General features: G+C 62.0%; 22 protein-coding genes. 9 read left to right on the top strand and 13 right to left on the bottom strand.

The annotated features are described in order from the left end of the window. Positions 1-80: 80 nt before the first annotated feature. The 12 genes from PATSB16_RS18910 to rpmH all read right to left on the bottom strand — a co-directional run bounded on the left by PATSB16_RS18910 (position 81) and on the right by rpmH (position 12516). On the bottom strand, positions 81-1196 hold the full coding sequence (locus PATSB16_RS18910) for a YbdK family carboxylate-amine ligase (RefSeq protein WP_047215557.1): 1116 nt from the start codon (positions 1194-1196) through the stop codon (positions 81-83). A gap of 2 nt (positions 1197-1198) precedes the next feature. After that, positions 1199-2401 carry a cation:proton antiporter gene (locus PATSB16_RS18905; RefSeq protein WP_047215556.1) on the bottom strand — a complete coding sequence of 401 codons (1203 nt, stop codon included), beginning with the start codon at positions 2399-2401 and terminating at the stop codon, positions 1199-1201. A 212-nt stretch (positions 2402-2613) separates the two neighbouring features. After that, positions 2614-4656 (bottom strand): bifunctional tRNA (5-methylaminomethyl-2-thiouridine)(34)-methyltransferase MnmC2/FAD-dependent 5-carboxymethylaminomethyl-2-thiouridine(34) oxidoreductase MnmC1, encoded by a 2043-nt coding sequence (gene mnmC / locus PATSB16_RS18900; RefSeq protein ID WP_047215555.1) that lies wholly within the window; start codon positions 4654-4656, stop codon positions 2614-2616. Between the two features lie 4 nt (positions 4657-4660). Continuing rightward, a complete protein-coding gene (locus tag PATSB16_RS18895; RefSeq protein ID WP_047216755.1) occupies positions 4661-5581 on the bottom strand; it encodes a DedA family protein/thiosulfate sulfurtransferase GlpE in 921 nt (306 codons plus the stop codon). 119 nt (positions 5582-5700) lie between these two features. Then, positions 5701-7272, bottom strand: a complete 1572-nt coding sequence (locus tag PATSB16_RS18890) for a DHA2 family efflux MFS transporter permease subunit (RefSeq protein WP_047215554.1) — start codon at positions 7270-7272, stop codon at positions 5701-5703. Positions 7273-7464: 192 nt separating this feature from the next. Next, a complete protein-coding gene (locus PATSB16_RS18885; RefSeq protein WP_047215553.1) occupies positions 7465-7680 on the bottom strand; it encodes a hypothetical protein in 216 nt (71 codons plus the stop codon). Between the two features lie 47 nt (positions 7681-7727). After that, on the bottom strand, positions 7728-8255 hold the full coding sequence (gene thpR, locus PATSB16_RS18880; RefSeq protein WP_047215552.1) for an RNA 2',3'-cyclic phosphodiesterase: 528 nt from the start codon (positions 8253-8255) through the stop codon (positions 7728-7730). A gap of 117 nt (positions 8256-8372) precedes the next feature. Next, a complete protein-coding gene (gene mnmE / locus PATSB16_RS18875) occupies positions 8373-9764 on the bottom strand; it encodes a tRNA uridine-5-carboxymethylaminomethyl(34) synthesis GTPase MnmE (RefSeq protein ID WP_047215551.1) in 1392 nt (463 codons plus the stop codon). Positions 9765-9872: 108 nt separating this feature from the next. After that, complete coding sequence (gene yidC / locus PATSB16_RS18870; RefSeq protein WP_047215550.1) at positions 9873-11555, bottom strand: membrane protein insertase YidC; 1683 nt, start codon at positions 11553-11555, stop codon at positions 9873-9875. 24 nt (positions 11556-11579) lie between these two features. Then, positions 11580-11879, bottom strand: coding sequence for a membrane protein insertion efficiency factor YidD (gene yidD / locus PATSB16_RS18865; protein WP_047215549.1), 300 nt, complete (start codon positions 11877-11879; stop codon positions 11580-11582). Between the two features lies 1 nt (position 11880). Then, positions 11881-12348, bottom strand: coding sequence for a ribonuclease P protein component (rnpA, locus tag PATSB16_RS18860; protein ID WP_083566606.1), 468 nt, complete (start codon positions 12346-12348; stop codon positions 11881-11883). Positions 12349-12381: 33 nt separating this feature from the next. Continuing rightward, complete coding sequence (gene rpmH, locus PATSB16_RS18855; protein ID WP_072628567.1) at positions 12382-12516, bottom strand: 50S ribosomal protein L34; 135 nt, start codon at positions 12514-12516, stop codon at positions 12382-12384. 433 nt (positions 12517-12949) lie between these two features. Here rpmH and dnaA point away from each other — a divergent pair, with 433 nt between their 5' ends. From dnaA to PATSB16_RS18810, 9 genes are all read left to right on the top strand, one after another. Then, positions 12950-14422, top strand: a complete 1473-nt coding sequence (gene dnaA, locus PATSB16_RS18850) for a chromosomal replication initiator protein DnaA (protein WP_047215547.1) — start codon at positions 12950-12952, stop codon at positions 14420-14422. A gap of 215 nt (positions 14423-14637) precedes the next feature. Then, positions 14638-15741 carry a DNA polymerase III subunit beta gene (dnaN, locus tag PATSB16_RS18845; protein ID WP_047215546.1) on the top strand — a complete coding sequence of 368 codons (1104 nt, stop codon included), beginning with the start codon at positions 14638-14640 and terminating at the stop codon, positions 15739-15741. Between the two features lie 89 nt (positions 15742-15830). Beyond that, entirely contained in the window at positions 15831-18311 is a 2481-nt protein-coding gene (gene gyrB, locus PATSB16_RS18840) for a DNA topoisomerase (ATP-hydrolyzing) subunit B (RefSeq protein ID WP_047215545.1), read from the top strand. Positions 18312-18717: 406 nt separating this feature from the next. Then, entirely contained in the window at positions 18718-19047 is a 330-nt protein-coding gene (locus PATSB16_RS18835) for a type II toxin-antitoxin system RelE/ParE family toxin (protein WP_072628687.1), read from the top strand. Then, positions 19040-20164 (top strand): helix-turn-helix domain-containing protein, encoded by a 1125-nt coding sequence (locus tag PATSB16_RS18830; protein ID WP_047215543.1) that lies wholly within the window; start codon positions 19040-19042, stop codon positions 20162-20164. The genes PATSB16_RS18835 and PATSB16_RS18830 overlap by 8 nt, the downstream gene beginning before the upstream one ends. 206 nt (positions 20165-20370) lie before the next feature. After that, positions 20371-20634 carry a helix-turn-helix domain-containing protein gene (locus PATSB16_RS18825; RefSeq protein WP_047215542.1) on the top strand — a complete coding sequence of 88 codons (264 nt, stop codon included), beginning with the start codon at positions 20371-20373 and terminating at the stop codon, positions 20632-20634. A 1-nt stretch (position 20635) separates the two neighbouring features. Beyond that, positions 20636-21985, top strand: coding sequence for a type II toxin-antitoxin system HipA family toxin (locus PATSB16_RS18820; RefSeq protein WP_047215541.1), 1350 nt, complete (start codon positions 20636-20638; stop codon positions 21983-21985). 163 nt (positions 21986-22148) lie between these two features. After that, complete coding sequence (locus PATSB16_RS18815) at positions 22149-22460, top strand: helix-turn-helix domain-containing protein (protein ID WP_047216754.1); 312 nt, start codon at positions 22149-22151, stop codon at positions 22458-22460. A gap of 65 nt (positions 22461-22525) precedes the next feature. Beyond that, positions 22526-23647 carry a type II toxin-antitoxin system HipA family toxin gene (locus tag PATSB16_RS18810; protein ID WP_257786659.1) on the top strand — a complete coding sequence of 374 codons (1122 nt, stop codon included), beginning with the start codon at positions 22526-22528 and terminating at the stop codon, positions 23645-23647. A 126-nt stretch (positions 23648-23773) separates the two neighbouring features. On the opposite strand, the gene PATSB16_RS18805 is transcribed toward PATSB16_RS18810, so the two are convergent. Beyond that, entirely contained in the window at positions 23774-24229 is a 456-nt protein-coding gene (locus PATSB16_RS18805) for a protein NO VEIN domain-containing protein (RefSeq protein WP_047215539.1), read from the bottom strand. Between the last annotated feature and the right edge of the window lie 555 nt (positions 24230-24784).

Raw genomic sequence — 24784 nt, 5'->3', positions numbered from 1 at the left:
GGCGGTTCGACAGCTGAAAAGAAGAGCCTGAAAAAAAACCCCGCATCAGCGGGGCAGATTGAACAATGTAGCCGGATTGCCTAGGTGCCCCACGCCAAGCATTGCTGGCGGGTCATTTCGTGAAGCGACTTTTCACGCGTATTGACTTGCCTGAGCCACTGGGCGTCGTTGATGCCCGAGGCCACGATCTGGCCGATCTGCTCGCAGGCGGCTTCGGCCTCGAGTTTGGCCGAATGCGGCTTGATAAGCTCCAGGGTCTGGTGAATATGTTGCCCCAAAGTGGTGCGCTCACCGCTCTCCGGGTTGACGTAGGCACCCTGCAGACCAAAACGGCAAGCCTCGAAACGGTTGAACGTGTAGACCAGGTAGTCGTCCTCTTTCAGATCAAACGGCCGCTCTGTCAGTAAATACCGGGCTAGAGACTGGATATAACAGGCAATGGCAGCCCCACGATCGACAGTCAATGGGGTATCCATTACCCGTACCTCGATCGTCCCAAAGCCCGGTTTGGGACGAATATCCCAATAGAAGTCCTTCATGCTCTCGACCACGCCGGTGCGCACCATCTTGTCGAAATACTCTTCGAACTCGGACCAGCGCAAGGCAAAGGGTGCGCGGCCCGAGAGCGGGAAAGCGAACACCGAATTGAGCCGCGCCGAATGGAAACCGGTATCGACGCCCTGTACATAGGGCGATGAAGCCGACAGCGCGATGAAGTGCGGAATAAAGCGCGACATCGCGTGCAGCAAATACAGCGCGCTGTCGGGGTCCGGGCAGCCGATATGCACGTGCTGACCGAATACGGTGAACTGCTTGGCCAGGTAGCCGTACAGTTCCGACAGAAAATGAAAGCGCGGCGAATCGAAGATCTGACGCTCGCTCCAGCGCTGGAAAGCGTGGGTGCCTCCACCGCACAGGCCGACGTTGAGTTGTCGTCCGGCGGCCACCAGGACGTCGCGGATCCGATGCAGCTGCTCGACCGCGTCGCTGTGCCGGTGGCAGATATCGGTCGACAGTTCGATCATGCTTTCGGTGATCTCCGGCTTGATCTCGCCGGGGTATTGCTCTTTCTTGATCAGCCGCATCACGTCGGTGGCGGCTTTGGTCAGATCGTAGTCGTGCCGGTTGACGATCTGCATTTCCAGCTCGACGCCAAAGGTAAACGGCTCGGATGGGATGAATTGTTCCAAAGACATGATCAATCCTTTCGTTCACCGGTCAGGGCCAGCGCCCAATAGATCAGCAGGGGCCCGACCAACTGCATCAACGCCATGGCGCTGAACACGATGGCGCGCAAGTGCGGATCGAATTGCGGATAGATATCGTAGGTATCGGTCACCAGCGCCAGTGCCAGGCTGGCCATTGGCGTGAGCGAGACGCCCAGCGCCACCGCCTGCTTCAGATCGATGCCGGCGGGCCGCGAAAACAGCACCACGCAGACCAGCTTGGCCAGTGCCCGCACGCACACCAGGGCGAGCGCGGCCAGGCCGCCGAGCATCAGATCGTGCCACTGGAACGCCATCGAGGTCACCACGAACAGGATGACTGTCAGCAGCCAGCCGGCGGTGCCGAAGTGAGCTGGCCAAAGCTGTGGTCGTTCATTGAGATTCTTGAACAGGATGCCGGCCAGCAGCAGAGTCAGCGAATTCGGCAGACGCAGCATGTGCACCAGCGCCACGGCCAGCATGATCAGTCCGATCAGCATCACGAACGCGTGTTCGTCTTGCCCGCCCAGCTTGCGGAACAGCAGATTGCAGCCTCTGGCCAGCAAATAGGCCAGCACGCACGAGCCGGCCAGCAGATAAAGCGGGTGCAGCAGGGTGATCAGCAAGCTGCTGTGATAGGCCTGGTGCATCCAGCCATACACCAGCTTGACGACCACTACCGCGTAAATACTGTTGAGCGCGGTCAGCGCCAGCAACCGCTCGGTTACCTGGCCCTCGGAACGCAACTCGTTCTTGAGCTGAATGATCACTGCTGGCGCGGTAGCCATGGCGATCGCCGAAATCAGCATCGCCGTGAGCGGCGCGACGTTCAACGCGCGCAGCAGGGCAAACGAAGCCAGCAGGGTCAGCAACGCCTCGCAGGCGCTGGTGACGATCAGCCAGGGGTTGGCGCGCAGCCATCGCAAGTTCAGGCGGCTGCCCAGTTCGAACAGCAGCAGGCCCAGCGCCAGATCGATCAGCAAGCGGAAATCCGCCACTGTCTGGGCATCGAAAATGGAAAAACCAATTGCGCCGCCTACCATGCCGACCACGGCGTAACCGGTGATGCGCGGCAAGCGCATGAGCCGGTAACACACTTCACCGGACAAGCCTGCCACGATCAGCAGCAAACCAGTCCAGAACACGGGATCGGGCGTCGGCGGCCAGCCCGGGAAAAGGGACAATTCCGACGTCATATTGCCTCGTTTGCGCCCTATTACGGCGCATCAAAGTATTGAAGGGATGAAAAAGCCGCGCGAGGAGAAATGTAAATAGCAGGAAATGCGCGACGAACCAATCGGTTTGCCAACTATTCTGCCACAGTTGATTAAGGGTCAAACAAAATGCCGGCAACGGCCCGGCACCTCGGCGAACCGGGCCGCCATGCCGGATATCTGTCGGAAAAGCCCTAAACGATGGACAGGCCCCGGCGTAGCGCGCCGAGCAGCGTACGCGCCGGGTCGATCGCGTCGGCCAGGGCGGCCTCGAGCGGCCATGGGTTGCCCTCGAGCTGACTGGTGACCAGCGCGGCGCACAGGCTGGCCCACACGAGCCCCCGCGAGCCCAGGGCGAACACCCCGAACAGGCCTGGCAGTCGCGGCAGATCCGTCAGATGGGCACCTGCGTAGGCGCCACCGTTTTTCAATATGCCAGCCTGTATGGCGTCGATATCGGGGATCGGCCCGGCGACCGGCAGGCGATCATTCGTCGTGCAGCGATACGCGACGCGCCCGCGCAGAAGCGAGCCCGCCTCGCCGCTATGCGCCGGGTGGCGCAAACGCTCGCGCCCGGCCCAGTCCGGCAGCAATGCAGCCAGCCGGTCGAGATTGCGTTGATGGTCGGCAACCCTCACGGTGTCGTCGTGGTCGTCGAAATCATAAGTCGCGCCGGTCAGGGCGCAGCCATCCATGGCCGCGGGCGGGGCGACGTAGCCGTCGCCGCATACCACTGCCCGCAAAGCGGTGAGTTCGTCCGGCGGCAGGACTGTCAATTGACCGCGCACCGCCTTGAGCGGCAAATAGTCGCGCACCAAATACGGTTGCAGCAGTTGCCCGGCCTGGGCGGCATTGGCGAGAACGGCCACGGGCGCCTGCGCCAGCGTGGCACCCTGCGCGTCGAGTGCATGCCACGCTGCGCCGCGCCGCTCGAGCCGGGCAACGGCCGCGCCGGTCACCAGCGTTGCCGCTTCGCCGGCGGCCATCAACTGGGCCCGGCACAGGCCGGCCGGATCGATCCAGCCGCCCTGGCCAAACCACAGCCCGCCCTGCGCGACCGGCATGCCGGCCAGGTGCGTTGCTTCTTCCCGGTCGACCGCGCGCACATAGGCGGGTGGGTAGCCGAGCGCCTCGAGCACGGCCGGCAGCGCGGCGCTTGCCGCATCGTCGTCGGCCAGTTGCAGCAGCCCGGTACGGGACCAGCGCAGCGGCTGGCGCTCGGCCAGCGCCTCCCAGAGCGCCAGCGCATGTAGATAGCCGGCGCGTGTCAGACGCGCCAGAACATTGTCGTCGCGCGAGAGCTGTGGGTGAAACACCCCCGCCGGATTGCCCGAGGCCTCCAGCGCCGGCGCGTCGCGGCGTTCGAGCAGCGTGACGCGCCAGCCGTTGGCCGTCAACTCGTGGGCCAGCGCGCAGCCGGCCAGGCCGGCGCCGATCACCAGCGCATGCCGATCGGGCCACGCCACCGCTGTCGGCGGTTCGTGCCGGCGTACCCGCCAGCGCGGTGCGAAGCGGCCGGCCAGCATATCGCGCTTGCGACCATAGCCCGGGCGCTTGCCGAGCTCGAACCCGGCATCGAGCAAGCCGCGCCGAACCATGCCGGCGGCGGTGTAGGTGGCCACCGTGGCATCGGTGCGCGCCATGCGGGCGAGTGCCTTGAATACCGGCGGCGACCACATCGCCGGGTTCTTGGCGGGCGAGAAGCCGTCCAGGTAAAAGGCATCGGCGCCGGCACGCAGTTTGGGCAGCCATTCGAGCAGATCGCCGAACGCTACGGTAAGCGTCAGTCCATCGCCGAGCGACAGGCGATGCAGACCCGGCAAGGGCAGCGGCCAGGCGGCGCACAAGGCATCGATCAATGGCGCGAGCCCCGCCCATTCGGGATGGGCCGCGAGGTGATCGTAGGCGCGCCGCAAATCGCTTGGCGTAAACGGGTGCTTTTCGATGGATACGAAATGCAGTTGCGGCGCCAACCTCGAGGCCGGCATGGCAGCAAGGTGGGCCCGCCAGGCGGCCCACGTCGCCAGGAAATTCAAGCCGAGCCCAAAGCCGGTCTCGACGATAGTGAAACGGCTGCAGCCGTGCCAGCGGGCCGGCAGATCGTTGCCGCCGAGAAAGACATGCGCGGCCTGTCCAAGGCCGCCATCGGTACTGTGATAGACGTCGTCGAACAGCGGAGAATACGGAAAGCCATCCGCGGTAAAAGCCAGCGTTGCCGGCACGATGGGTGCGCTCATGCGCTCACGCCGCCGCCTGCAGTGAAAAGCCCGCCGCGCGCCAGGCGTCCAGGCCGCCCAGCAGCGGATGCACGTCGGCAAAGCCATGCTTGGCAAGCTCACGCGCGACGATTGCCGCCGAGACTTCGTTGGGGCAGTTGCAGAACAAAATGATTTTGCTGTCGCGCGGCAAGGTGTCGAGCTGGCTGGCCAGACGCTCGGGTGTGATGGTCAGGGCACCCGGAATCGTAAATGGATCGAGCTGGCGCCGCGTCGGCAAGCGCACATCGATAATGACCGGCTCGATCCCTTCTTCCATCATCGCGTAGAGGTCGTCGACGCTGATGCGCGCCATGCGCAGCGAGCGCAGCAACCGGTGGCGCTGGAGCCAGCGGTTGCCCAGATAGAGCACGAAAACGATCGCTAGCAGCCCCAGCGCGCCTTGTCCGAGCGAATTCAGGGCGACCACCAGCGGTCCGATCTCTCGCGCGAAGCCGCGGCCGAGCAGCACCGCAACCCCCGACCATAAAACCGCGCCGATCGTGTCGAGCAGATAAAAGGTTCGCCAGCGCACGCCGAGCGCGGCGGCCATCGGCAGTGCCAGCGTCGACAGGCCGGGAATGAACTTGGCAAACATCAGGATCTTGATGCCCCAGCGTTCGATGAACCCCTCGGTGCGGCGCACGCAAGTATCCTGGGACAGCGACAGGCGGCACAGAAATCGCAGAATGTGGTGCCCGTAGCGGCGACCCGCCGCGAACCACACGGTATCGCCAATGAGCGCGGCGAGCACCGCCACGGCCACGATCAGCGCCGGGCCAAAAGTGCCGTCAGCGGCCGTCACCAGCAGCGTCGGATACGCCGGTACCGGCAAACCCAGGGTTTGCAGGAGGATATTGACGAACACCAGGATCAGCCCATACCTGGCAATCAGACTGCCTAACATGCCCGCTCGCTTTTTTTCTTGGTGAATGGCGAACATGATAGCAAGGGCAGCGTCGCCGATCGACCGCATCGGCGCAACGCAATGTTGCACAATCGACCGGAATGGTCAGGCCGCCGCGCTTAATGACCCATTGCGGGCTTGGCGCCTTTTTTGGGTTTGGTCGCCCACACCAGCAACGCCAGCAGCACGAACACGTAGCCGGAAATGTAGAAGATATCGTTGGTGGCAAGCATGTAGGCGTGCTGGGTGACGAGCTGATTGAGCATGCCGATGTCCTGTCCGCCGACCAATCCCAGGCGATGCTGCAAGCCATCGAGAAACGCGTTGGTTTGCTGCGAATAGACGTTGATCGACTCGATTAGCCGCGAATGGTGATAGATCGCGCGATCATCCCAGAGTGTCGTGCTCACGGCGGTGCCGATCGCGCCCGACAGCACGCGGAAAAAATTGGACAGGCCGGCGGCGGCGGCCAGATGATCGTCGTCGATGCTCGACAGCGTAATGGTCGTTATCGGCACGAAGAAACAGGCAATGCCGATGCCCTGCACCAGACGCGGCATGATGACCTGGTCGAACGTCATGTTCAGCGCGAAGCCGGAGTTCCAGAAAGACACCACTGCAAAAACCACAAAGGCGAAGGAGGCGACCGCGCGCAGCTCGAGCCGCTCCATATTCTTGCCGACGATCGGCGCCAGAATCAGCGCCAGCAGCCCCACCGGCGCAGTGGCCAGCCCCGCCTGGCCGGCGGTGTACTCCATCACCGTTTGCAGCCAGAGCGGAAAAATCACCACCGAAGCAAAGAACGTCATATAGCCGAACGACGTGACGATCACGCCGAGCGCGAAATTGCGGTCCTTGAACAGCGTCAGATCGACGATCGGTTTATCGGATGTGATCTCCCAGATCAGCAACACCGACAGGCAGATCACCGAGGTCACGGCGAGCACGACGATGAACGTGGAGTTGAACCAGTCGTGATCCTTGCCGTTGTCCAGCATCATTTGCAGCGCACCCACGCCAACCGCCAGTAGCGCCATGCCGATCAGATCGATCGGCAACTGTTCGGTTTTCGTCTCCTGGCCGCGCAGCAGCACCAGGCAGGTGCCGAAAGAGAAAATGCCGACTGGCACATTGATATAGAAGATCCAGGGCCACGTGTAATTGTCGGTGATCCAGCCGCCGACCACCGGCCCGAAAATCGGCGCGACGATCACCGTCATCGCCCACAGCCCCAACGCCAGGCCGCGTTTGTCCTCCGGAAAGCTGCGCAGCAAAATGGTTTGCGACAGCGGCACCATCGGCCCCGACACCAGGCCCTGCAGCAGTCGAAACCCCACCAGGGTTTGCATGTTCGGCGCCAGGCCGCACAGCATCGAGGCGAGGGTGAACAGGGCGACGGCCGAGACGAACAGCCTGACCTCGCCCACCCGGCGCGCCAGCCAGCCGGTCAGCGGCACGGCGATGGCGGCCGCCACTGCGTAGGAACTGATGACCCAGGTTCCCTCGCTGTTCGACACGCCCAGGCTCCCGGCGATGGTCGGCACGGCGACGTTGGCGATCGACGTGTCGAGCACTTCCATGAAGGTGCCCAGTGCCAGGCCGACGGTCAGCAACGCCAGCGCGCCACCTTGCAGGCGGGTGGGCGAGGCAGGCGACGACGATCCAGCGGTGGGCATGGCTACATCGGACATAGGCGATGGAACTCCAACGACGGGCCCGTCACCGGGCGCAAATTATCCAGGCCGACATTGTGGCCCGATGACGCTCGCCCGGGTTGGAGTCAAACCACTAATAATTTTTTGCAGGCGGGCGGCGCGATACACCGCGCCGAGCCCATTGTTGACCGAAAAAGGAAGGACCGTAATGACCGCTTCGTTACGTATTTATTGCAGCGTCAGGCTGGCGCCGGCCGGCAGAATGTCGCCGGTATCCTCGAGATCCTCGAGGAAAAACGGCTCGGTGTTCAATTCGCGCGAAGCGCCCGGCTGGCCAGCATACCAGCGCACCATCGCCATGTTGCCGAGAATGCGGGTGACGATTCCGACCGCGCCTTGCGGCACGGCGATATGACTGGATTTCACGATGGAGCCTACTTGCATGGCACCTTCTCCCTTAAAACTGCGATGCTTCAAATATAACGCAAACCTCAGTTCGTCACGGGAGCAATCGGCAAGGTGTCGGGCAGCAATCGGTAGATGGGTCCGCGCGGCGTGGTGATCGAATGAACCAGGACGTAATCCGAGCACGGCCAGATAAAGGTGCGCCGCACCAACTCGGTCGGCGCGCGGCGGGCATGCCGCAGCAGCGTCACATGCGGATGAAAGCCCGCGCCGCTGAGGCGATGGCCATGGGCGCGCAATTGCTGCAGCAAACGCGCGCGCGTCGCACGCAACTCCTCGGGCACCGAGCGCGCGCCGCTCCACACGATTCGATTGGTCGGCCAATAGCCGAGCAGATCGAGCGTGAGCGAGCAGGGCGGCAGCGGCGTATTGCGCTGAATTTCCCGCAACGCGGGCAGCGCGGCGGGGCTGACCTCGCCAAGAAAAATCAACGTCAGGTGCAGCGTTTCGGCGCGCATCACGCGTCCGCCACACTCGATTTGCGCCTCGCGCGCAAGGTTATGCAGCGCGGCGCGCAAGTCGTCGTTCGGCCACAGGGCGAAAAAGAGTCGCATCGGAGGGCTCCTTTTTTATTGCCATCTTACCGCCGCCCGACGGATTCGTCGCCCTTGGCGGCGCCAACACGGCCAAAGGCGCGTGGCACCGTGCAAGCTGCGCGGCAAAAAAAGGTGTTATTTACCGATACAGAACCGACTGAAAATCACGCCCAGCAAATCGTCCGGCGTGAATTCGCCGGTAATGCTGTTGAGTTGCTCCTGGGCCAGGCGTAATTCTTCCGCGAACAAATCGAGCGCCTGGGCGTTTTGCGCCGCGTGAGCCGCGGCGACGGCCAGGTGTTCGCGTGCCTGACGCAGCGCGGTGAGATGGCGCTCGCGGGCGAGGAAGACACTTTCGTGGCCGGCTTGCCAGCCGGCGATTTTCAGGAGCTCGGCGCGCAGCAGGTCGATGCCCTGCCCGGCCTTGGCTGAGAGGTGCAGCGAGAGCGGCGTGCCGGCGTCGGCCGCCGCGACGCCAGGCGCTTGCCCGGTGAGATCGGTTTTGTTGAGCACCCGCACGACCGGAATGCCGGCCGGAAAACGCGCGGCGATCTCGGCGTCGGCCGGCGTCATGCCCTCACGCGCATCGAGCAGATGCAGAATCACGTCGGCCTTTTCGATTTCGTGCCAGCTGCGCGCCACGCCGATCTGCTCGACCTCGTCCTGCGTCTCGCGCAGGCCGGCCGTGTCGATGATGTGCAGCGGGATGCCCTCGATCTGAATGGTCTGCTGCACCTTGTCGCGCGTGGTGCCGGCGATCGGCGTGACGATGGCCAGTTCGGCACCGGCCAGCGCATTGAGCAGCGACGACTTGCCCACGTTCGGTTGGCCGGCCAGCACCACGTTCAGGCCTTCGCGCAGCAGGGCACCTTGCCGCGCATCGGCCAGCACCTGCGCGAGCTTTTCCTGAATGCGCGCAAGTTGGCCCAGGGCGTCGGCGCGCTGGAGAAAGTCGATTTCCTCTTCAGGAAAATCGAGTGTGGCCTCGACCAGCATGCGCAATTGAATCAGCGCGTCGACCAGCGCATGGATCTCGCGCGAAAAGATGCCGTCCAGCGAGCGGCTCGCCGAGCGCGCCGCTGCCTCGGTGCTGGCCTCGATCAGGTCGGCCACGGCTTCGGCCTGCGCCAGATCGAGCTTGTCGTTCAGAAAGGCCCGCCGGGTGAATTCGCCCGGCTCGGCCAGCCGCACGCCAAACCCGGCGCCGGCGTCGAGGCAGCGCTGCAGCAGCAGTTGCATCACCACCGGCCCGCCGTGCCCCTGGAATTCGAGCACATCTTCGCCGGTATACGAATTCGGCCCCGGAAAATACAGCGCGATGCCCTGATCGAGCGGCGTGCCCTGCGCATCGAGAAACGGCAGAAAGCTCGCATGACGCGGGCTCAGCAGGCGGCCGCACAGCGCATGCATGAGCGCCTCGGCCCCGGCGCTGCCCGCACGCCCGAGCGAGACACGCACGACGCCAATGCCGCCGCGGCCCGGGGCGGTGGCAATGGCGGCAATCGGCGGTTCGTTGAAGGGAGCCATCAAGTGGTGCAAATCGATATCGTAAAAGTCATTGTGACATAGCGCGCCAATGGAAAACGCCCGCGACTTGCATCGCGGGCGCTCGGTCGGCTCAGGCGCAAACCGGCCTCAGGTCGCCTTCTTCGTCTTGTGTTGCCCCAGCATCCGGTTGATCGACCATTGCTGCGCGATCGACAGAATGTTGTTGACCACGTAATACAGCACCAGGCCCGACGGCAGGAACAGGAACATGAACGAGAACACCAGCGGCATGAACATCATCATCTTGGCCTGCACCGGATCGGGCGGCGTCGGATTCAGGCGCGTCTGGATGAACATCGACACGGCCATCAGCACCGGCAGAATGTAATACGGGTCTTGCGCCGACAGATCGTGAATCCAGCCGAGCCACGGCGCGCCGCGCATTTCCACGCTCGAGAGCAGCACCCAGTACAGCGCAATGAATACCGGAATCTGGATCACGATGGGGATACACCCGCCGAACGGATTGACCTTCTCGGTCTTGTACAGCTCCATGAGCGCCGCATTCATCTTCTGCGGATCGCCCTTGTGGCGCTCGCGAAGCGCCTGCATGCGCGGCGTGATCACCTTCATGCGCGCCATCGACTTGTAGCTGGCAGCCGACAGCGGGAAGAACACCAGCTTCAGGATGACCGTCACCGCGATGATCGCCCAACCCCAGTTGCCGATCAGCGCATGCAGCTTCGAGAGCAGCCAGAACAGCGGCTTGGCGAGAATCGTGAACCAGCCGTAGTCTTTGAGCAGGTCCAGGCCCGGCGCGATCTGCGCGAGCATGTGCTCTTCCTGCGGGCCGGCGAACAGGCGCGCGTCGACAGTTTCGGTCGCGCCCGGCGCCACCGTGCCCAGTGGCTCCTTCATGCCGACGCGATACAGGTCCGGGCCCAGCTTGCCCATATAGTAGTCACGCGGCGAGCCCTGCTTCGGCACCCAGGCCGAGGCAAAATACAGCTGCACCATCGCGATCCAGCCGTTGTCGGCGCTCTTCGCGTAGTGCGCCTTATCCTCGCCGATGTCCTTGAACGACACTTTCTGGAATTTGTCGGCGTTGGTGTAGATCGCCGGTCCGGTAAACGAGCTGTGCGAGAATTTCGGGCCGGCGATCTGCGAGCCGTCGCGCACCAGTTCCATATACAGCACCGGGCTAACCGGCTTCGTACCGGTATTGACGACCTGGTTCTGCACGTCGATCACGTAGCTGCCGCGCTTGAACGTATACGTGCGCACCAGCTTCACGCCATCCTTGACGGGCGAATCGAGCCGCACGTTCAGCGTGTCGCCGGTCATCGTCAGCGGGCCGGGTTCCACCGTGAAAATATCGTTGTGATTCGGGAAATCGCCGCCGATCAGGCCGGTGCGCGCCAGATACGTATGCGTGGCGGACTGGTCGAACAACACCACATGCTTGCCGGGCTCGGTCTTGTCCGACCACTTGCGCAGCGCCAGGTACGTCAGCGTGCCGCCCTCGGTATTGATGTTCAGATCGTACAGATCGGTCTGGATCTTGAGATTCTGGCCATGCGTCGCGGCAGCCGTGGCCGGGGCATTGCCCGGCGCGGCAGCCGTCGTCGAAGTGCCGGCCTGCGGCAGCGCGTTGGCACCATTGGCCGCGTTGGCCCCGGATGCGCCGCCCGGCGCCGACGAGCTCGACGCGGTGTCCTGCATGGTCGGGAAGAAAATCGACGGGTGCCCGTGAAAGCGCTGCCAGTTGTCGAACAACATGACCAGCGATAACGCGAAAATGACCCAGAGTACGGTGCGTTTGATGTCCATGGAGCGATCTCTTGTTGGACGTAATCAGAAAAAGCGGTGGGGAAGACGGTGCGAGCCGTGCTTCGGATCCGACGTCGTGCTGCTGCGCGGCGCGGCGTTTTTCGCTTGACGAGGGGGCGGAACAGGGTCGCATCCGCCCGGGTGAAACGGATGACAGCGGCACAGACGGCACGCCGCGAGATAGGTTCCCCGTGCCGGGCCGTGCGTCTCGATCGCTTCGCGCGCGTAATCCGAGCAGCTCGGATAAAAGCGGCACCGGTCACCCAGCCAGGGGCTGATGGCCAGCTTGTAGAATCGCAAAAGCAACAGCAATAGGGTTCGCATATCAATCCGGCCGTGTCGGGGGAGTGCTGGATTTGCTCGGAGGGCCGCCAGCCTCGGCTGGGGCGGTGCCGCGCGCCGCGCGGGCTGCGGCGGCCTCGAAAAGCGACGCCAATTCAGCCCGGCAGGCCGTCCTGAGCGCGGCCGACGAGGCGGCGCGAAATTCCGTAGGCTCAAAACGGCGTTGCAAGCGTAGCACAAGATCCCAGCCGGCCAAACCGGATTGACGCAGCCGAAACAGGTCTCGCGCCGCGCGCTTGATCAGATTGCGGGTCACCGCATGCGGCGCGTGGCGCCGGCCGACCACGACCCCCAGACGAGCGCGGTCGCCGTCGGGCCCCGGCGCTTCGCGCTGACGCATGTACAGCACGAAATGCAAGCTCCGGCGCCAGGGCCGCAAACTAAAAACGGATGAAAATTCATCCGTTTTCAGAAGCCGCGCAGCTTTCGGAAAGCCGGCGGAGGTTTTCAAGCGCTCCGCGCACAAATCAACACGGAATCAGGCTTAAACAGCCAGGCGCTTACGGCCTTTGGCGCGACGCGCGCTGATGACCTTGCGCCCGCCACGGGTTTTCATGCGGACCAGGAAACCGTGGGTACGCTTGCGACGCGTGACGGAAGGCTGATAAGTACGTTTCATGATGACTCACTAATTAAAAAGGCCCAGCGCCGTGGCAAAGGCCATCGAAGGCGGCGTGCGCCGCCGGCCAGGGCCGGATGGGTATCCGTTATATTTTTGCAGAACCAGCTATTTAAGCTTTTTTTCCATTATGTGTCAAGAGCTTAGCGCAGAGCCCGTGCTGGCGCGGGTGCACGGAAAATGGATTTAGACCTGTGGATAACGTCCCCGCGCGGGGTCTTTGGCGTTAAAATCGACCCCATCACGTTTGACCGAGTTATTCGGCTGCGCGGCTTTTGCGCGGCGGACGGCCTTTTTGCGCGCGCGGCACCACGGGTGTTTCGCGGCGCGCCATGCCGTCGGCCGTCATGGGCCGGCCTGGCGTCGTGCCGCGGTGGCGGCACTGATTGGGCGCCTGAGGCAAAAGCACGCGCAACCCTCCTATAAGTAATAAATGAACGAATTCTGGCAACACTGCGCGACGCGTCTGGAAAAAGAACTGACGCCGCAGCAATATCGGACCTGGATCAAGCCGCTGGCGCCGCTCGAGTTCGACGAGCAGGCGCGCACGCTGCGTATTGCCGCGCCGAATCGTTTCAAGCTGGATTGGGTCAAGAATCAATTCTCCGGCCGCATCCAGGACATGGCCGCGGCTTTCTGGCAGGAGCCGGTCGAAGTGCTGTTCGTGCTCGACCCCAAGGCCGGGCAGCGGGGTGCGCCGGCCGGCCGGCCCAGCGCGCCGGCGCCGGCACCCATGAGCCCGTCGGCCATCGACGCCGCCGGACTCGCCGGCGAGTTGCCCGACGTGGGCGCCAACGAAGCCGAAATGGCGCGCCGCGCCTGGCGTGTAACGCCCCAGGAACCGCGTTCGTCGGAAAATCGTACCGAAATCGACGCAATCTACGAGCGTTCCAAGCTCAACTCCGCGCTGACCTTCGACAACTTCGTCACCGGCAAATCGAATCAGCTCGCGCGCGCCGCGGCGATTCAGGTCGCCAACAATCCGGGCACCTCGTACAACCCGCTGTTCCTCTATGGCGGCGTGGGGCTGGGCAAGACCCACGTGATCCACGCCATCGGCAATCAGTTGCTGCAGGAAAAGCAGAACCCGCGCATTCGCTACATCCACGCCGAGCAGTACGTCTCCGACGTCGTCAAGGCGTATCAGCGCAAGGCGTTCGACGAATTCAAGCGCTACTACCACTCGCTTGACCTGCTGCTGATCGACGACATCCAGTTCTTCTCGGGCAAGAACCGCACCCAGGAAGAATTCTTCTACGCGTTCGAGGCGCTGATCGCCAACCGCGCGCAGGTCATCATCACCAGCGACACCTATCCGAAGGAAATCACCGGTATCGACGACCGCCTGATCTCCCGCTTCGACTCCGGCCTGACCGTGGCCATCGAGCCGCCCGAGCTCGAAATGCGCGTGGCCATCCTGATCAAGAAGGCACAGGCCGAGGGCGTCGCGCTCTCGGAAGACGTCGCCTTCTTCGTCGGCAAGCACCTGCGCTCGAACGTGCGCGAACTCGAAGGCGCGCTGCGCAAGATCCTGGCCTACTCGAAATTCCACGGCCGCGAGATCACCATCGAGCTCACCAAGGAGGCGCTCAAAGACCTCCTGACCGTGCAAAACCGGCAGATCTCGGTCGAAAACATCCAGAAAACCGTGGCCGACTTCTACAACATCAAAGTCGCCGACATGTACTCGAAAAAGCGGCCGGCCAACATCGCCCGGCCGCGCCAGATCGCCATGTATCTGGCCAAGGAACTGACGCAAAAGAGCCTGCCGGAGATCGGCGAGCTGTTCGGCGGGCGGGACCACACCACCGTCCTGCACGCGGTGCGCAAAATGGCCGAGGCGCGCGGCAAGGACGCGCAGCTCAACCACGAATTGCACGTATTGGAGCAGACCTTGAAGGGATGATCGGAGGCGGCGGCCAGGCCTGGGGATAAGCAGGGGAGCTTTTGTGAATAAACGGCCTTTTGGGGCACAATACGGGTTGCGTCCACAAACTCCCCACACGCTGTGCGGCCTCTTGTCCGACCAGTTATCCGATTGGCAATTATTTGAAGCGAAAGGGAAAATAGCGGTTTTCCAACGCTTTTGCAGGACACTATTACTTATTACGAAGGATATATATGCAATTGGTCAAAACCCAAAGGGATAACCTGCTGCGGCCACTGCAAACCGTGAGCGGCATCGTCGAACGCCGCCACACCCTGCCGATCCTGGCGAATCTTCTGATTCGCAAGACCGGCCAAGACATATCCTTCCTCTCGACCGACCTCGAATTGCAGATCACCACCCGCGCCGACTGCGGCGCCGGGGCCAGCGACGTCGCCACCACCGTGGCCGCGCGCAAGCTGCTCGACATTCTGCGCAACGTGCCCGACAGCGAAGTCTCGCTGTCGCTGTCCGACAAGCGCCTGACCGTGCAGGCCGGCAAGAGCCGCTTCGCCCTGCAGACGCTCGCCGCCGAAGACTTCCCGACGGTGACCGAGGCCAAGGACTACGGCGCGAGCTTCGAGCTGCCGCAAAAGACCTTCCGCCAGCTGCTGGCGATGGTGCATTTCGCGATGGCCCAGCAAGACATCCGCTACTACCTCAACGGCATGCTGCTGGTGGTCGACGGCAAGCAGATCATCGCCGTGGCCACCGACGGCCACCGCCTGGCCTACTGCAGCACCGCGTCCGACCAGGAACTCGCGCGCCAGGAAGTCATCATCCCGCGCAAGACCATCCTCGAGCTGCAACGCCTGCTCGAAGACATCGACGACCCGGTCAAGATCGACGTCGCGCCCAGCCAGGTCAAATTCACCTTCGGCCAGGTCGAGCTCGTCTCCAAGCTGGTCGAGGGCAAATTCCCCGACTTCACGCGCGTGATTCCCAAGGGCTACAAAAACAGCTTCGTGATCGGCCGTGAAGAACTGCAGCGCGCGCTGCAGCGCGCGGCGATCGTCACCTCCGACAAATTCAAGGGCGTGCGCTGCATGCTCGAGGCCAACCTGCTCAAGATCACCGCCAACAACGCCGAACAGGAAGAAGCGCAGGAAGAACTCGAAATCGACTACGGCGGCGATGCCCTCGACATTGGCTTCAACGTCACCTACCTGCTCGACGTCCTGTCCAACCTGAAAGTCGAAAACATCCAGATCAGCTTCGGCGATGCCAACTCCAGCGCGCTGATCACCCTGCCCGACAACAACGACTTCAAATACGTCGTCATGCCGATGCGCATCTGAGCGCGCGCAGCACGCACGACCGAAGGGGCCGCGACGCCCCTTCGGCGTTTCTGAAGTTTCGTAGTACCGCAGTAAACCGGAAGATACTCATGAGCGAACAGCAAAACCCGCAAGCCGACACCAGCTCGACCAGCTACGGCGCGTCGTCGATTCAAATCCTCGAAGGACTCGAAGCGGTGCGCAAGCGGCCAGGCATGTACATCGGCGACACTTCCGACGGCACCGGCCTGCATCACCTCGTGTTCGAAGTGCTCGACAACTCCATCGACGAAGCACTCGCCGGCTACTGCGACGACATCCTCGTCACCATCCACGCCGACAACTCCATTTCCGTGCTCGACAACGGGCGCGGCGTGCCCACCGGCATCAAGTTCGACGACAAGCACGAACCCAAGCGCAGCGCGGCCGAAATCGTCATGACCGAACTGCACGCCGGCGGCAAGTTCGACCAGAACAGCTACAAGGTCTCCGGCGGCCTGCACGGCGTGGGCGTGTCGTGCGTCAACGCGCTCTCGAGCTGGCTGCGCCTGACCGTGCGGCGCGACGGCAAGAAGCACTTCATGGAATTCCATCGCGGCATCCCGCAGGAGCGCATCGTCGAGGAGCAGAACGGCGTGCAGGTCTCGCCGCTCAAGATCATCGGCGACACCGACAAGCGCGGCACCGAAGTGCACTTCCTGGCTGATGAAACCATCTTCGGCAACGTCGAATTCCATTACGACATCCTCGCCAAACGCATGCGCGAACTGTCGTTCCTCAACAACGGCGTGCGCATCCGTCTGGTCGACCAGCGCACCGGCAAGGAAGACGACTTCGCCTTCGCCGGCGGCGTCAAGGGCTTCGTCGAATACATCAACAAGAACAAGGCGGTGCTGCACCCCAACATCTTCCACGTCATCGGCGAGCGCGACGGCATCGGTGTGGAAGTAGCAATGCAGTGGAACGACAGTTACAACGAAAACGTGCTGTGCTTCACCAACAACATCCCGCAGCGCGACGGCGGCTCGCACCTCACCGGCCTGCGCGCGGCCATGACGCGGGTCATCAACAAATACATCGAAGAGCACGAGCTCGCCAAAAAAGCCAAGGTCGAAACCGCTGGCGACGACATGCGCGAAGGCCTCACCTGCATCCTGTCGGTGAAAGTGCCCGAGCCCAAGTTTTCTTCGCAGACCAAAGACAAACTCGTCTCGTCGGAAGTGCGCGCGCCGGTCGAGGAATACGTCGCCAAGGCGCTCGAAGAATTCTTGCAGGAGACGCCCAACGACGCCAAGATCATCTGCGGCAAGATCATCGAAGCCGCCCGCGCTCGCGACGCCGCGCGCCGCGCCCGTGAAATGACGCGCCGCAAAGGCGTGCTCGACGGCGTGGGTCTGCCCGGCAAGCTCGCCGACTGCCAGGAGAAAGACCCGGCACTGTGCGAAATCTACATCGTCGAGGGTGACTCCGCCGGCGGCTCCGCCAAGCAGGGCCGCGACCGCAAATTCCAGGCCATCCTGCCGCTGCGCGGTAAGGTGCTCAACGTCGAGAAGGCCCGCTTCGACAAGCTCATCTCCAGCGAGCAGATCGTCACGCTCATCACCGCGCTCGGCTGCGGTATCGGCAAGGACGACTACAACATCGACAAGCTGCGCTACCACCGCGTCATCATCATGACCGATGCCGACGTCGACGGCGCGCACATCCGCACCCTGCTGCTCACCTTCTTCTACCGCCAGGTGCCCGAACTCATCGAGCGCGGCTACATCTACATCGCCCAGCCGCCGCTCTACAAAATCAAGCACGGCAAGGAAGAGCGCTACATCAAGGACGAGTCCGAGCTCAACGCGCACATGCTGCGCCTCGCGCTCAACGGCGCCGAATTGCTGCCCAACACCGGCGCCACCCCAATCACCGGCGAAGCGCTGGGCGAACTCGCGCGCAGCTACCTGCTCGCCGAAGCCGTCACCGGGCGCGTCGGCCACGTCATCGACGCGGCCGCGCTGGGCGCCATCACCGACGGCATTGAAATCCACCTCGACAGCCAGGATGCCGCCGAAGCCTCCGCCAAGGCGCTCGAAGCCGCCCTCAACGGCGACCCGCTCAAGCCCGAGATCACCGTGCGCGCCACCTACGACGACGTTCGCGAAGCCCACGCGCTGCGCATCGAACGGCGCCGCCACGGCAACGTCAAGGTCAGCGTGCTCGACGACGACTTCGTGCAATCGGCCGACTACCGCCAGCTCACCACCACCGCGCAAACCTTCAAGGGCCTCATCGGCGAAGGCGCCACCATCAAGCGCGGCGAGCGCTCGCAAGCCGTCACCGACTTCAAGAGCGCCATGCGCTGGCTGCTCGCCGACGCCGAGCGCAACGTCAGCAAGCAACGCTACAAAGGCCTCGGCGAAATGAACGCCGGACAGCTGTGGGAAACCACCATGGACCCCAGCGTGCGCCGCCTGCTGCGCGTGCAAATCGAAGACGCCATCGCCGCCGACGGCATTTTCACGACCCTCATGGGCGACGACGTCGAACCGCGCCGCGCGTTCATCGAGACGAATGCGTTACGGGCGGGGAATATTGATGTTTGACGGGTGAAGAAACCCCGCATCCGGCGAGTTGCTGTGTGAGGCAACTCGCTGGATATTTCTGATAGTTCAAACGAAGTCCATCGGCGGTAAGTCGCAACGCCGATTTCCAAAAGCCTGATGCCATCGTCCTGATAGGCAACTTCTCATTTCAAGCATCCCTAAGCAAAAATATACTGGACGACTGCCTAAGCAAACCGATTCGAGGAGGCTCTGTGGCAGCGGGTATCGGTAAGGCAAGGTCGGGGCATTTTGCGGCAGCTTGCAGCACATCTCGAGCTGCTCGCGGGACGCTTGCCGACAGGGCGGCATTCACCCAGGCCTCTATCTTGATCAAAAAAATGCGCAGCAGTCGTTGGTCGATATAGAAATTTACCTATTAGGTAAAGAATGATAAGATGAGGACGCCTTGGAAATTCGGTACAAGGACAAGAAAGTCCGCGAGTTGTGTGAAAAACAGGCCGTCGCCGAGAAAAAACTCGGAACGGCCTCTGCACGTAAGCTGAAGGTACGGTTGGCGGCGCTCGAAGCGGCTGCATGTGTCACCGATCTGATCGCCGGCAATCCTCATCCTCTCAAGGGAGATCGTCTCGGGCAGTTCGCGCTTGATCTTGCCGGTGGCTGGAGATTGGTTTTCGCCCCCGATCATGACCCGTGCCCCTTACGCCCTGACGGCGGCGTTGAATGGTCCGAGGTTACGATCATCAACATTGAATACATAGGGGATTATCATGACTGAACCCAGAGCCCCTTTTGCTCCAGACTGGGCCTTGCCCCCCGGCGAATCAATTCTGGATATTGCCGACGAACGCGGCTGGACACAGGCGGAATTGGCGCAGCGTCTGGGTTATAGCGAAAAACATATCAGCCAGCTCATCAACGGCAAAGTGCCGCTTACCGTGGATGCAGCGCAGCGCCTGGAACGTGTGCTGGGCAGCACCATGGATTTTTGGCTAACGCTCGAAGCAAACTACCAAAAGCATAAAGCCAGACTTGAAGCTGCGCAGCGCCATGCCGGCTGGGTTTCCTGGTTGGAAGAGCTGCCGATTAAGGAGCTGATGGCATGCGCGGCTATTCCGAAGCAACGTCTGGATAGCAGACATAAACCCGGTCTGGTCGAGAGTTGCTTGCGCTTCTTCGGAGTTGCCTCGCCTGACGAGTGGCGTGCTCACTACGGCGGCATGCAGGTGGCTTTCCGCCGCAGCCGTGCAGACCAAAGCGATGTGGGTGCGATCTCGGCTTGGCTGCGTCTTGGTGAGCAACAGGCCGAAAAGCTCGATGGCCCCAAGTACGACAAGGTGAGTTTCGAGAAGGCTTTACACATGATTCGCGGCATGACCTGCGAGCCGCCCGACGTGTTCGAGCCGAAAATGCGCACGCTGCTGCACGGTGCCGGCGTGCTATTGGTTCTGGTGCCAGCCATTCCTCGGGCGCACGTGAGCGGCGTGGCTCGCTGGCTGAACCCGACGCGAGCTTTGATACAGCTGTCGCTGTACGGAAAAACCAACGACAAATTCTGGTTCAGTTTTTTCCACGAAGCAGCCCACATACTGCTACATGCGAACAGCAAGGAAGACAAGAAATCCATTTTCCTGGATGACCCCAACGCCGCGCGCACCAGCGACCCTCGTGAGCGTGAAGCCAACGAGTGGGCCGGAAACTGGTTGATTCCCCCGCAACATGTTCAAACATTGGCCAACCTCAAAACCAGAACGGCCGTTACCGATTTTGCGGCGCGGATTGGTGTCCACCCAGGCATCGTGGTCGGGCGGTTACAACATGACAAGCTGATTGAGCCGTCCTGGATGAACGACCTGAAGCAGAGCTTCCGCTTCGAAGCGTCGGTAGATGGGTGAACGGAAATCTATAACCCGGCTGGCGCCAGGCAAAGGCCAACGACACGTCAAGCCAGAAAGCCGCACAACCAAGCGCTGAAACAAGCCCGGCCAATGAGTCCCGTTTATCTGCTATTCAGCTATTCAATAAATATCTGAATAACAGATATCTTTCAAATATCTGAAAACCAGCTAAAATAAAAATAGCTGAATTTCGGATACAAGCCATGTCTCCTACCTTACCGTCGCAACCGTTGCTGACCGCCCTGCAGCTTGGCCAATTGCTCAAGGTTGCCCGCAAACGCCGCAAGCTGACGCAGGCGCAGGTGGCGGCGCGATTGGGCCTGAGTCAGAACCGCGTCTCCTATCTGGAACAACATCCGGACGAAATGAGTTTCAAGCAATTGCTTGGCTGGTGCGCGGCCGTTGGCCTCAGTTTGCGCCTGGGTGAGCGGGAGAGTCTCGAATCGGCTCCCTCGACGGAGTGGTGACATGGGGCGCCGTTCGCATAGCCAAACGCTGACGCTCTGGGCCAACGGAGAGCACGTCGGACGCTGGACCATCACCGCCCGCGGCGAAATGGAACTGCAATACGCCGCACAGTGGCTCGCCTCCGCGCGCGGCCGGCCGATATCTTTGTCGCTGCCGTTCAACCTCAACAATGAACCGTTGAAAGGCGGCAACGTCGCTCACTATTTCGACGGCCTGTTGCCAGACAGCGACGCCATCCGCAAGCGTGTTGCGGCCCGCTTCAAGACGGGCTCCATCGACTCCTTCGACCTGCTGAGCGCCATCGGGCGCGATTGCGTGGGCGCACTGCAACTCCTGCCGGAAGGCGAGACGCCTTCCGGTGTCGACGTTATCGACGGCGTGGTCGTGGACGACGAAGCCATCGAGCGCCACCTGCTTGAAGTCGCCACTCCCGACCGGTTTGCCGGCGCGCGGGACCCGGACGACGACTTCCGAATCTCGCTCGCCGGCGCCCAGGAGAAGGACGCCTTTCTATGGTGGGGCGGCAAGTGGCTGAAGCCGCGCGGCGCGACGCCCACCACACACATCTTCAAGCTGCCCCTTGGCCTGGTCGGCGGCCGGCAGGCAGATTTCACCACCTCGGTGGACAACGAGTGGCTATGCCTTCGCTTGCTCCAGGCCTATGGCCTGCCCACGGCCGAAGCCCGCATCGCCACGTTTGGCAAACTGCGCGTGCTCGTCGTCGAGCGATTCGATCGCTCGGTGTCGTCCGACGGCACGCGGCTCTTTCGGCGCGTGCAGGAAGACTTCTGCCAGGCCACCGGAACATCGCCGCTGGTCAAGTACGAGAACGAAGGCGGGCCGGGCCTCATGCAACTGTTCACCCTGGTGCAGCAGTCGCTCGATGCCGGGCGCGACCTGCGCACCCTCATGGCCTCGCAAATCCTGTTCTGGATGCTGCGCGCGCCGGACGGCCATGCCAAAAACTTCAGCATTCAGCCGCAGCCCGGCGCAGCAGGCGGCTTTCGGCTCACCCCGATGTACGACGTGATGTCCGCCTACCCAGTCATCGGTGAAGGCCCCAACCAATGGGCCGCGCAGGACCTCAAATTGGCGATGGCGCTGCTGGGCAAGAACCGCCACTACCGCATGCACGAAATCCAGCGCCGGCACTTCAACAGCACGGCGAGAAAAGTCGGTTATGGAGAAAACGCCGAGCCATTGCTTCAGGAGCTGATCGCACGAACGCCCGGCGCGGTGGCACAAGTACAAGCGGAACTGCCGGCCGGCTTTTCGCAGCAGGTGGCCGACCGGATGCTGGGTGGTTTGCTCGACGCCGCTCGGGTGCTCGAGGGGATGCCGGCGGGATGATGAATGGCGCGCCGCGTTTGGCAACAACCATTCGGGTGAATCGCCTCATTCCGTGCCTGACAAAGCCAACCATCGTCGCCACCGGCAGCGACCGAATTAAGCCAAAATCCTGTTTTTGAACATATGTTTGCATTTTAAGCCGTATTCATGCAAGTATATGTACATGTCAAAAGACTCCAACGCCAAAGCCATGCTGCCCGCCCCGGTCGAGCGCAATTTGCGCACGCTCGGGGAAAACATTCGCGTCGCGAGAAAGCGCCGCAAGGAATCTCTCGCCACTTTCGCCCAGCGCCTGCAAATATCCATTCCTACCCTCAGGCGTATCGAGGCGGGCGACCCGTCGGTCTCGATGGCCGCCTACGCCACCGCCCTGTGGGCTCTTGGGCGGGTCCATTTCCTGGGGGAACTCGCCAACCCCGAGGCCGACGAAACCGCTTTGTTGCTCGAATTGCGAACCATCAAGAGGCAACCATGAACCGCGACGTTTTATATGCGTGGATCTATCCGCTGGGCCAGGCCCGCCCGGTCGTTTGCGGAAAGTTGGAACTGGTGCGCGGCCGCCGCATCCTGTTTTCGTATGACGACGCCTGGCTGAGCCATCCTGAAGCCTTCGCGCTCTCGCCGGACATGCCCTTGCGCGCTGGCGTCATCGAGCCGCCGGCGGGCCTCGACGTGCACCCCATCTTCGACGACGCCGGGCCGGATCGCTGGGGCCACGCGATCATCGACAAGGTATTCAACCCGCAGCGCCGTTCACCCCTCGAATACCTGGAGCTGACCGGCGAAGACCGCGTTGGGGCGCTGGGGTTTTCTCGCTCGGGCATTGAGTATCTGTCGGTGCAAGATCAGGCGTTCCACGCGACGGATCTCGCCGCGCTGATGGACGCCGCCCGCGCGCTCGAAAAGCACCTCGCCATCGATGCCGCAATGGGGCGGCTGCTGCGCCCCGGCACCAGCGCCGGCGGCGCTCGCCCCAAGGCCGTCATCACCCACGAGGGCCAGGCCTGGATCGCAAAATTCCCTGCCGAAGGAGACCAGGTCGACGTCTGCGCGATCGAGCATGCCAGCCTGCAACTCGCGCAGCGCTGCGGCATCCGTGTGCCGGAATCAGCGCTGGTCGAGGTCGGCGGCCGGCGCGTGCTGCTCGTCAAACGATTCGACCGCGAGAACGGCGCGCGGCTGCATTTCGCCAGCGCCCGCACGATGCTGATCGCCGAAGGCATCAAAGACGGCGAGATGGGTTACGGCGACATTGCCGACGTCGCGCGGCGCCTGTCCAGCGACCCGGTGCAGGACTGCCACGAAATCTTTCGACGCATGGCGCTGAACGTCTGCCTCGAAAACACCGACGACCATGAAAGGAACCATGCATTCCTGTTCACGCAGGGCGCATGGGCGCTCGCGCCCGCTTATGACATCCAGCCGCAGATGCTCGGTATCGGCTACCAGCAACTGCGCGTCGGCGCCGAAGGGTACGCGCCCACGCTATCGAATGTGCTATCCGAAAGCCGACGATTTTTGCTGAAGGAGTCCGAAGCAAAAAAAATGCTGGATGCGGTGGTGAAACAGGCACGGGAGTGGAAATCCTGTTTTGTCGCGGCGGGGGTCAGTGTGCGGGATGTGGAGGTTTGCGAGGGGTTTGTGATGAGGGTGGGGAGTTAGCGGTAAGGTACTCCATCGCGTCGAGGAATGCCTGATACGTCTTGCGTGCCCTTCGAAAAATTAAATTCGCTATCCGACGCACCAGCCAATTTCTGAGAGCACAAAGCAGCGAATTCGCTAGCTCAGCTACTTCGGAAACGCCAGCCAGAGATGCGGCGTCAACTCACAACTAACGTCGACCGGGCCCTTAAGCACGTAAACCTTTGGCTCCTTTGCAAAATCGAAAACGCGATATATGGCGTAATGGTCTGCCTCTTCTTTTGAAACGGCGACCTCGTTAGCGGTCACTAGGAACGGGGCCGCGATACCTCCATTGGTTGTTTTTACCTCGATGTATAAGGGGCGGGCTTCAGAGTCGTACGCCTCGATTTCATATCGGAAGAGTCCATTAATCGCGCCTTGGTTGCCTTTGACGAGGTCGTAAAACGGATCGAGACCTGCCGCAATCGAGAGGCAAGCGGCTTGTCCATCATTCAGGCCTGGGAGCGCAATGGCGACGAGAATACCTGCACGGTATGTGACTCGCGGACATTCTGTCCAACCTATCGGGACGGACTGGCGCGCAAGAATGGCGAACTGCAACCTCGCGTGACATCGGTGAAAGATTGAATGGTCAAGGATAGCGAGGACGCTTTTCTACTTCGAAGAATCGTCCAGCCCGAAAATATCTGTAGTGCATTTCCAAACGGCTCAGGCCATTGAGTTGCGACGCACTCACCGGCCTCTTTTTTCCAAAATACTCCTTTGATCCGACGCCTTTCTCGTCGGACGTGGCCACGCCTTGCTCGTTCGTCGCCGCAAGGTGGAAGCGGGGCATTTGGCGAACTGCGCAGGCTAGGTTCGTCATTGATCCGCGTGGTTAAAGGGAAGTCCGAGTTTGCTTTGACTGCGCAATGAGGTGTCCCTTAAGAGTATAGTTTCTGCCCGCCTTTTCGTCTCAAGACAGGAAATTGGTTCGATATACTAACTAATAAGCGAAGAACGTCTTGTGGATATTTGGTGAACTGGAAGCAGTAATTCTGGCCCTTTTTTGAGTCGCACATCGACCGCTGGTCCGAATCCGGAGATCCAGAGGGCTGTCAGTCATTTGAGCAGTTCAAGTCTAGGGGTTGCAGGGAACAAGAGGCGGCGTCGGCA

The sequence above is a fragment of the Pandoraea thiooxydans genome, assembly GCF_001931675.1.
Lineage (GTDB): Bacteria > Pseudomonadota > Gammaproteobacteria > Burkholderiales > Burkholderiaceae > Pandoraea > Pandoraea thiooxydans.
The sequence above is the reverse complement of the archived record's forward strand: the minus strand, read 5'-3'. Positions and strand labels throughout refer to the sequence as shown.

Bases quoted from the DNA above. Each gene is read 5' to 3' on its own strand.
- PATSB16_RS18830 (WP_047215543.1), top strand. From the start codon at position 19,040: ATGACTGAACCCAGAGCCCCTTTTGCTCCAGACTGGGCCTTGCCCCCC.
- rpmH (WP_072628567.1), bottom strand. From the start codon at position 12,516: ATGAAACGTACTTATCAGCCTTCCGTCACGCGTCGCAAGCGTACCCAC.
- PATSB16_RS18910 (WP_047215557.1), bottom strand. From the start codon at position 1,196: ATGTCTTTGGAACAATTCATCCCATCCGAGCCGTTTACCTTTGGCGTC.
- PATSB16_RS18895 (WP_047216755.1), bottom strand. From the start codon at position 5,581: ATGTTAGGCAGTCTGATTGCCAGGTATGGGCTGATCCTGGTGTTCGTC.
- PATSB16_RS18885 (WP_047215553.1), bottom strand. From the start codon at position 7,680: ATGCAAGTAGGCTCCATCGTGAAATCCAGTCATATCGCCGTGCCGCAA.
- thpR (WP_047215552.1), bottom strand. From the start codon at position 8,255: ATGCGACTCTTTTTCGCCCTGTGGCCGAACGACGACTTGCGCGCCGCG.
- gyrB (WP_047215545.1), top strand. From the start codon at position 15,831: ATGAGCGAACAGCAAAACCCGCAAGCCGACACCAGCTCGACCAGCTAC.
- mnmE (WP_047215551.1), bottom strand. From the start codon at position 9,764: ATGGCTCCCTTCAACGAACCGCCGATTGCCGCCATTGCCACCGCCCCG.
- dnaN (WP_047215546.1), top strand. From the start codon at position 14,638: ATGCAATTGGTCAAAACCCAAAGGGATAACCTGCTGCGGCCACTGCAA.
- PATSB16_RS18825 (WP_047215542.1), top strand. From the start codon at position 20,371: ATGTCTCCTACCTTACCGTCGCAACCGTTGCTGACCGCCCTGCAGCTT.
- PATSB16_RS18815 (WP_047216754.1), top strand. From the start codon at position 22,149: ATGTCAAAAGACTCCAACGCCAAAGCCATGCTGCCCGCCCCGGTCGAG.
- PATSB16_RS18890 (WP_047215554.1), bottom strand. From the start codon at position 7,272: ATGTCCGATGTAGCCATGCCCACCGCTGGATCGTCGTCGCCTGCCTCG.
- yidD (WP_047215549.1), bottom strand. From the start codon at position 11,879: ATGCGAACCCTATTGCTGTTGCTTTTGCGATTCTACAAGCTGGCCATC.
- mnmC (WP_047215555.1), bottom strand. From the start codon at position 4,656: ATGAGCGCACCCATCGTGCCGGCAACGCTGGCTTTTACCGCGGATGGC.
- dnaA (WP_047215547.1), top strand. From the start codon at position 12,950: ATGAACGAATTCTGGCAACACTGCGCGACGCGTCTGGAAAAAGAACTG.
- yidC (WP_047215550.1), bottom strand. From the start codon at position 11,555: ATGGACATCAAACGCACCGTACTCTGGGTCATTTTCGCGTTATCGCTG.
- PATSB16_RS18820 (WP_047215541.1), top strand. From the start codon at position 20,636: ATGGGGCGCCGTTCGCATAGCCAAACGCTGACGCTCTGGGCCAACGGA.
- PATSB16_RS18905 (WP_047215556.1), bottom strand. From the start codon at position 2,401: ATGACGTCGGAATTGTCCCTTTTCCCGGGCTGGCCGCCGACGCCCGAT.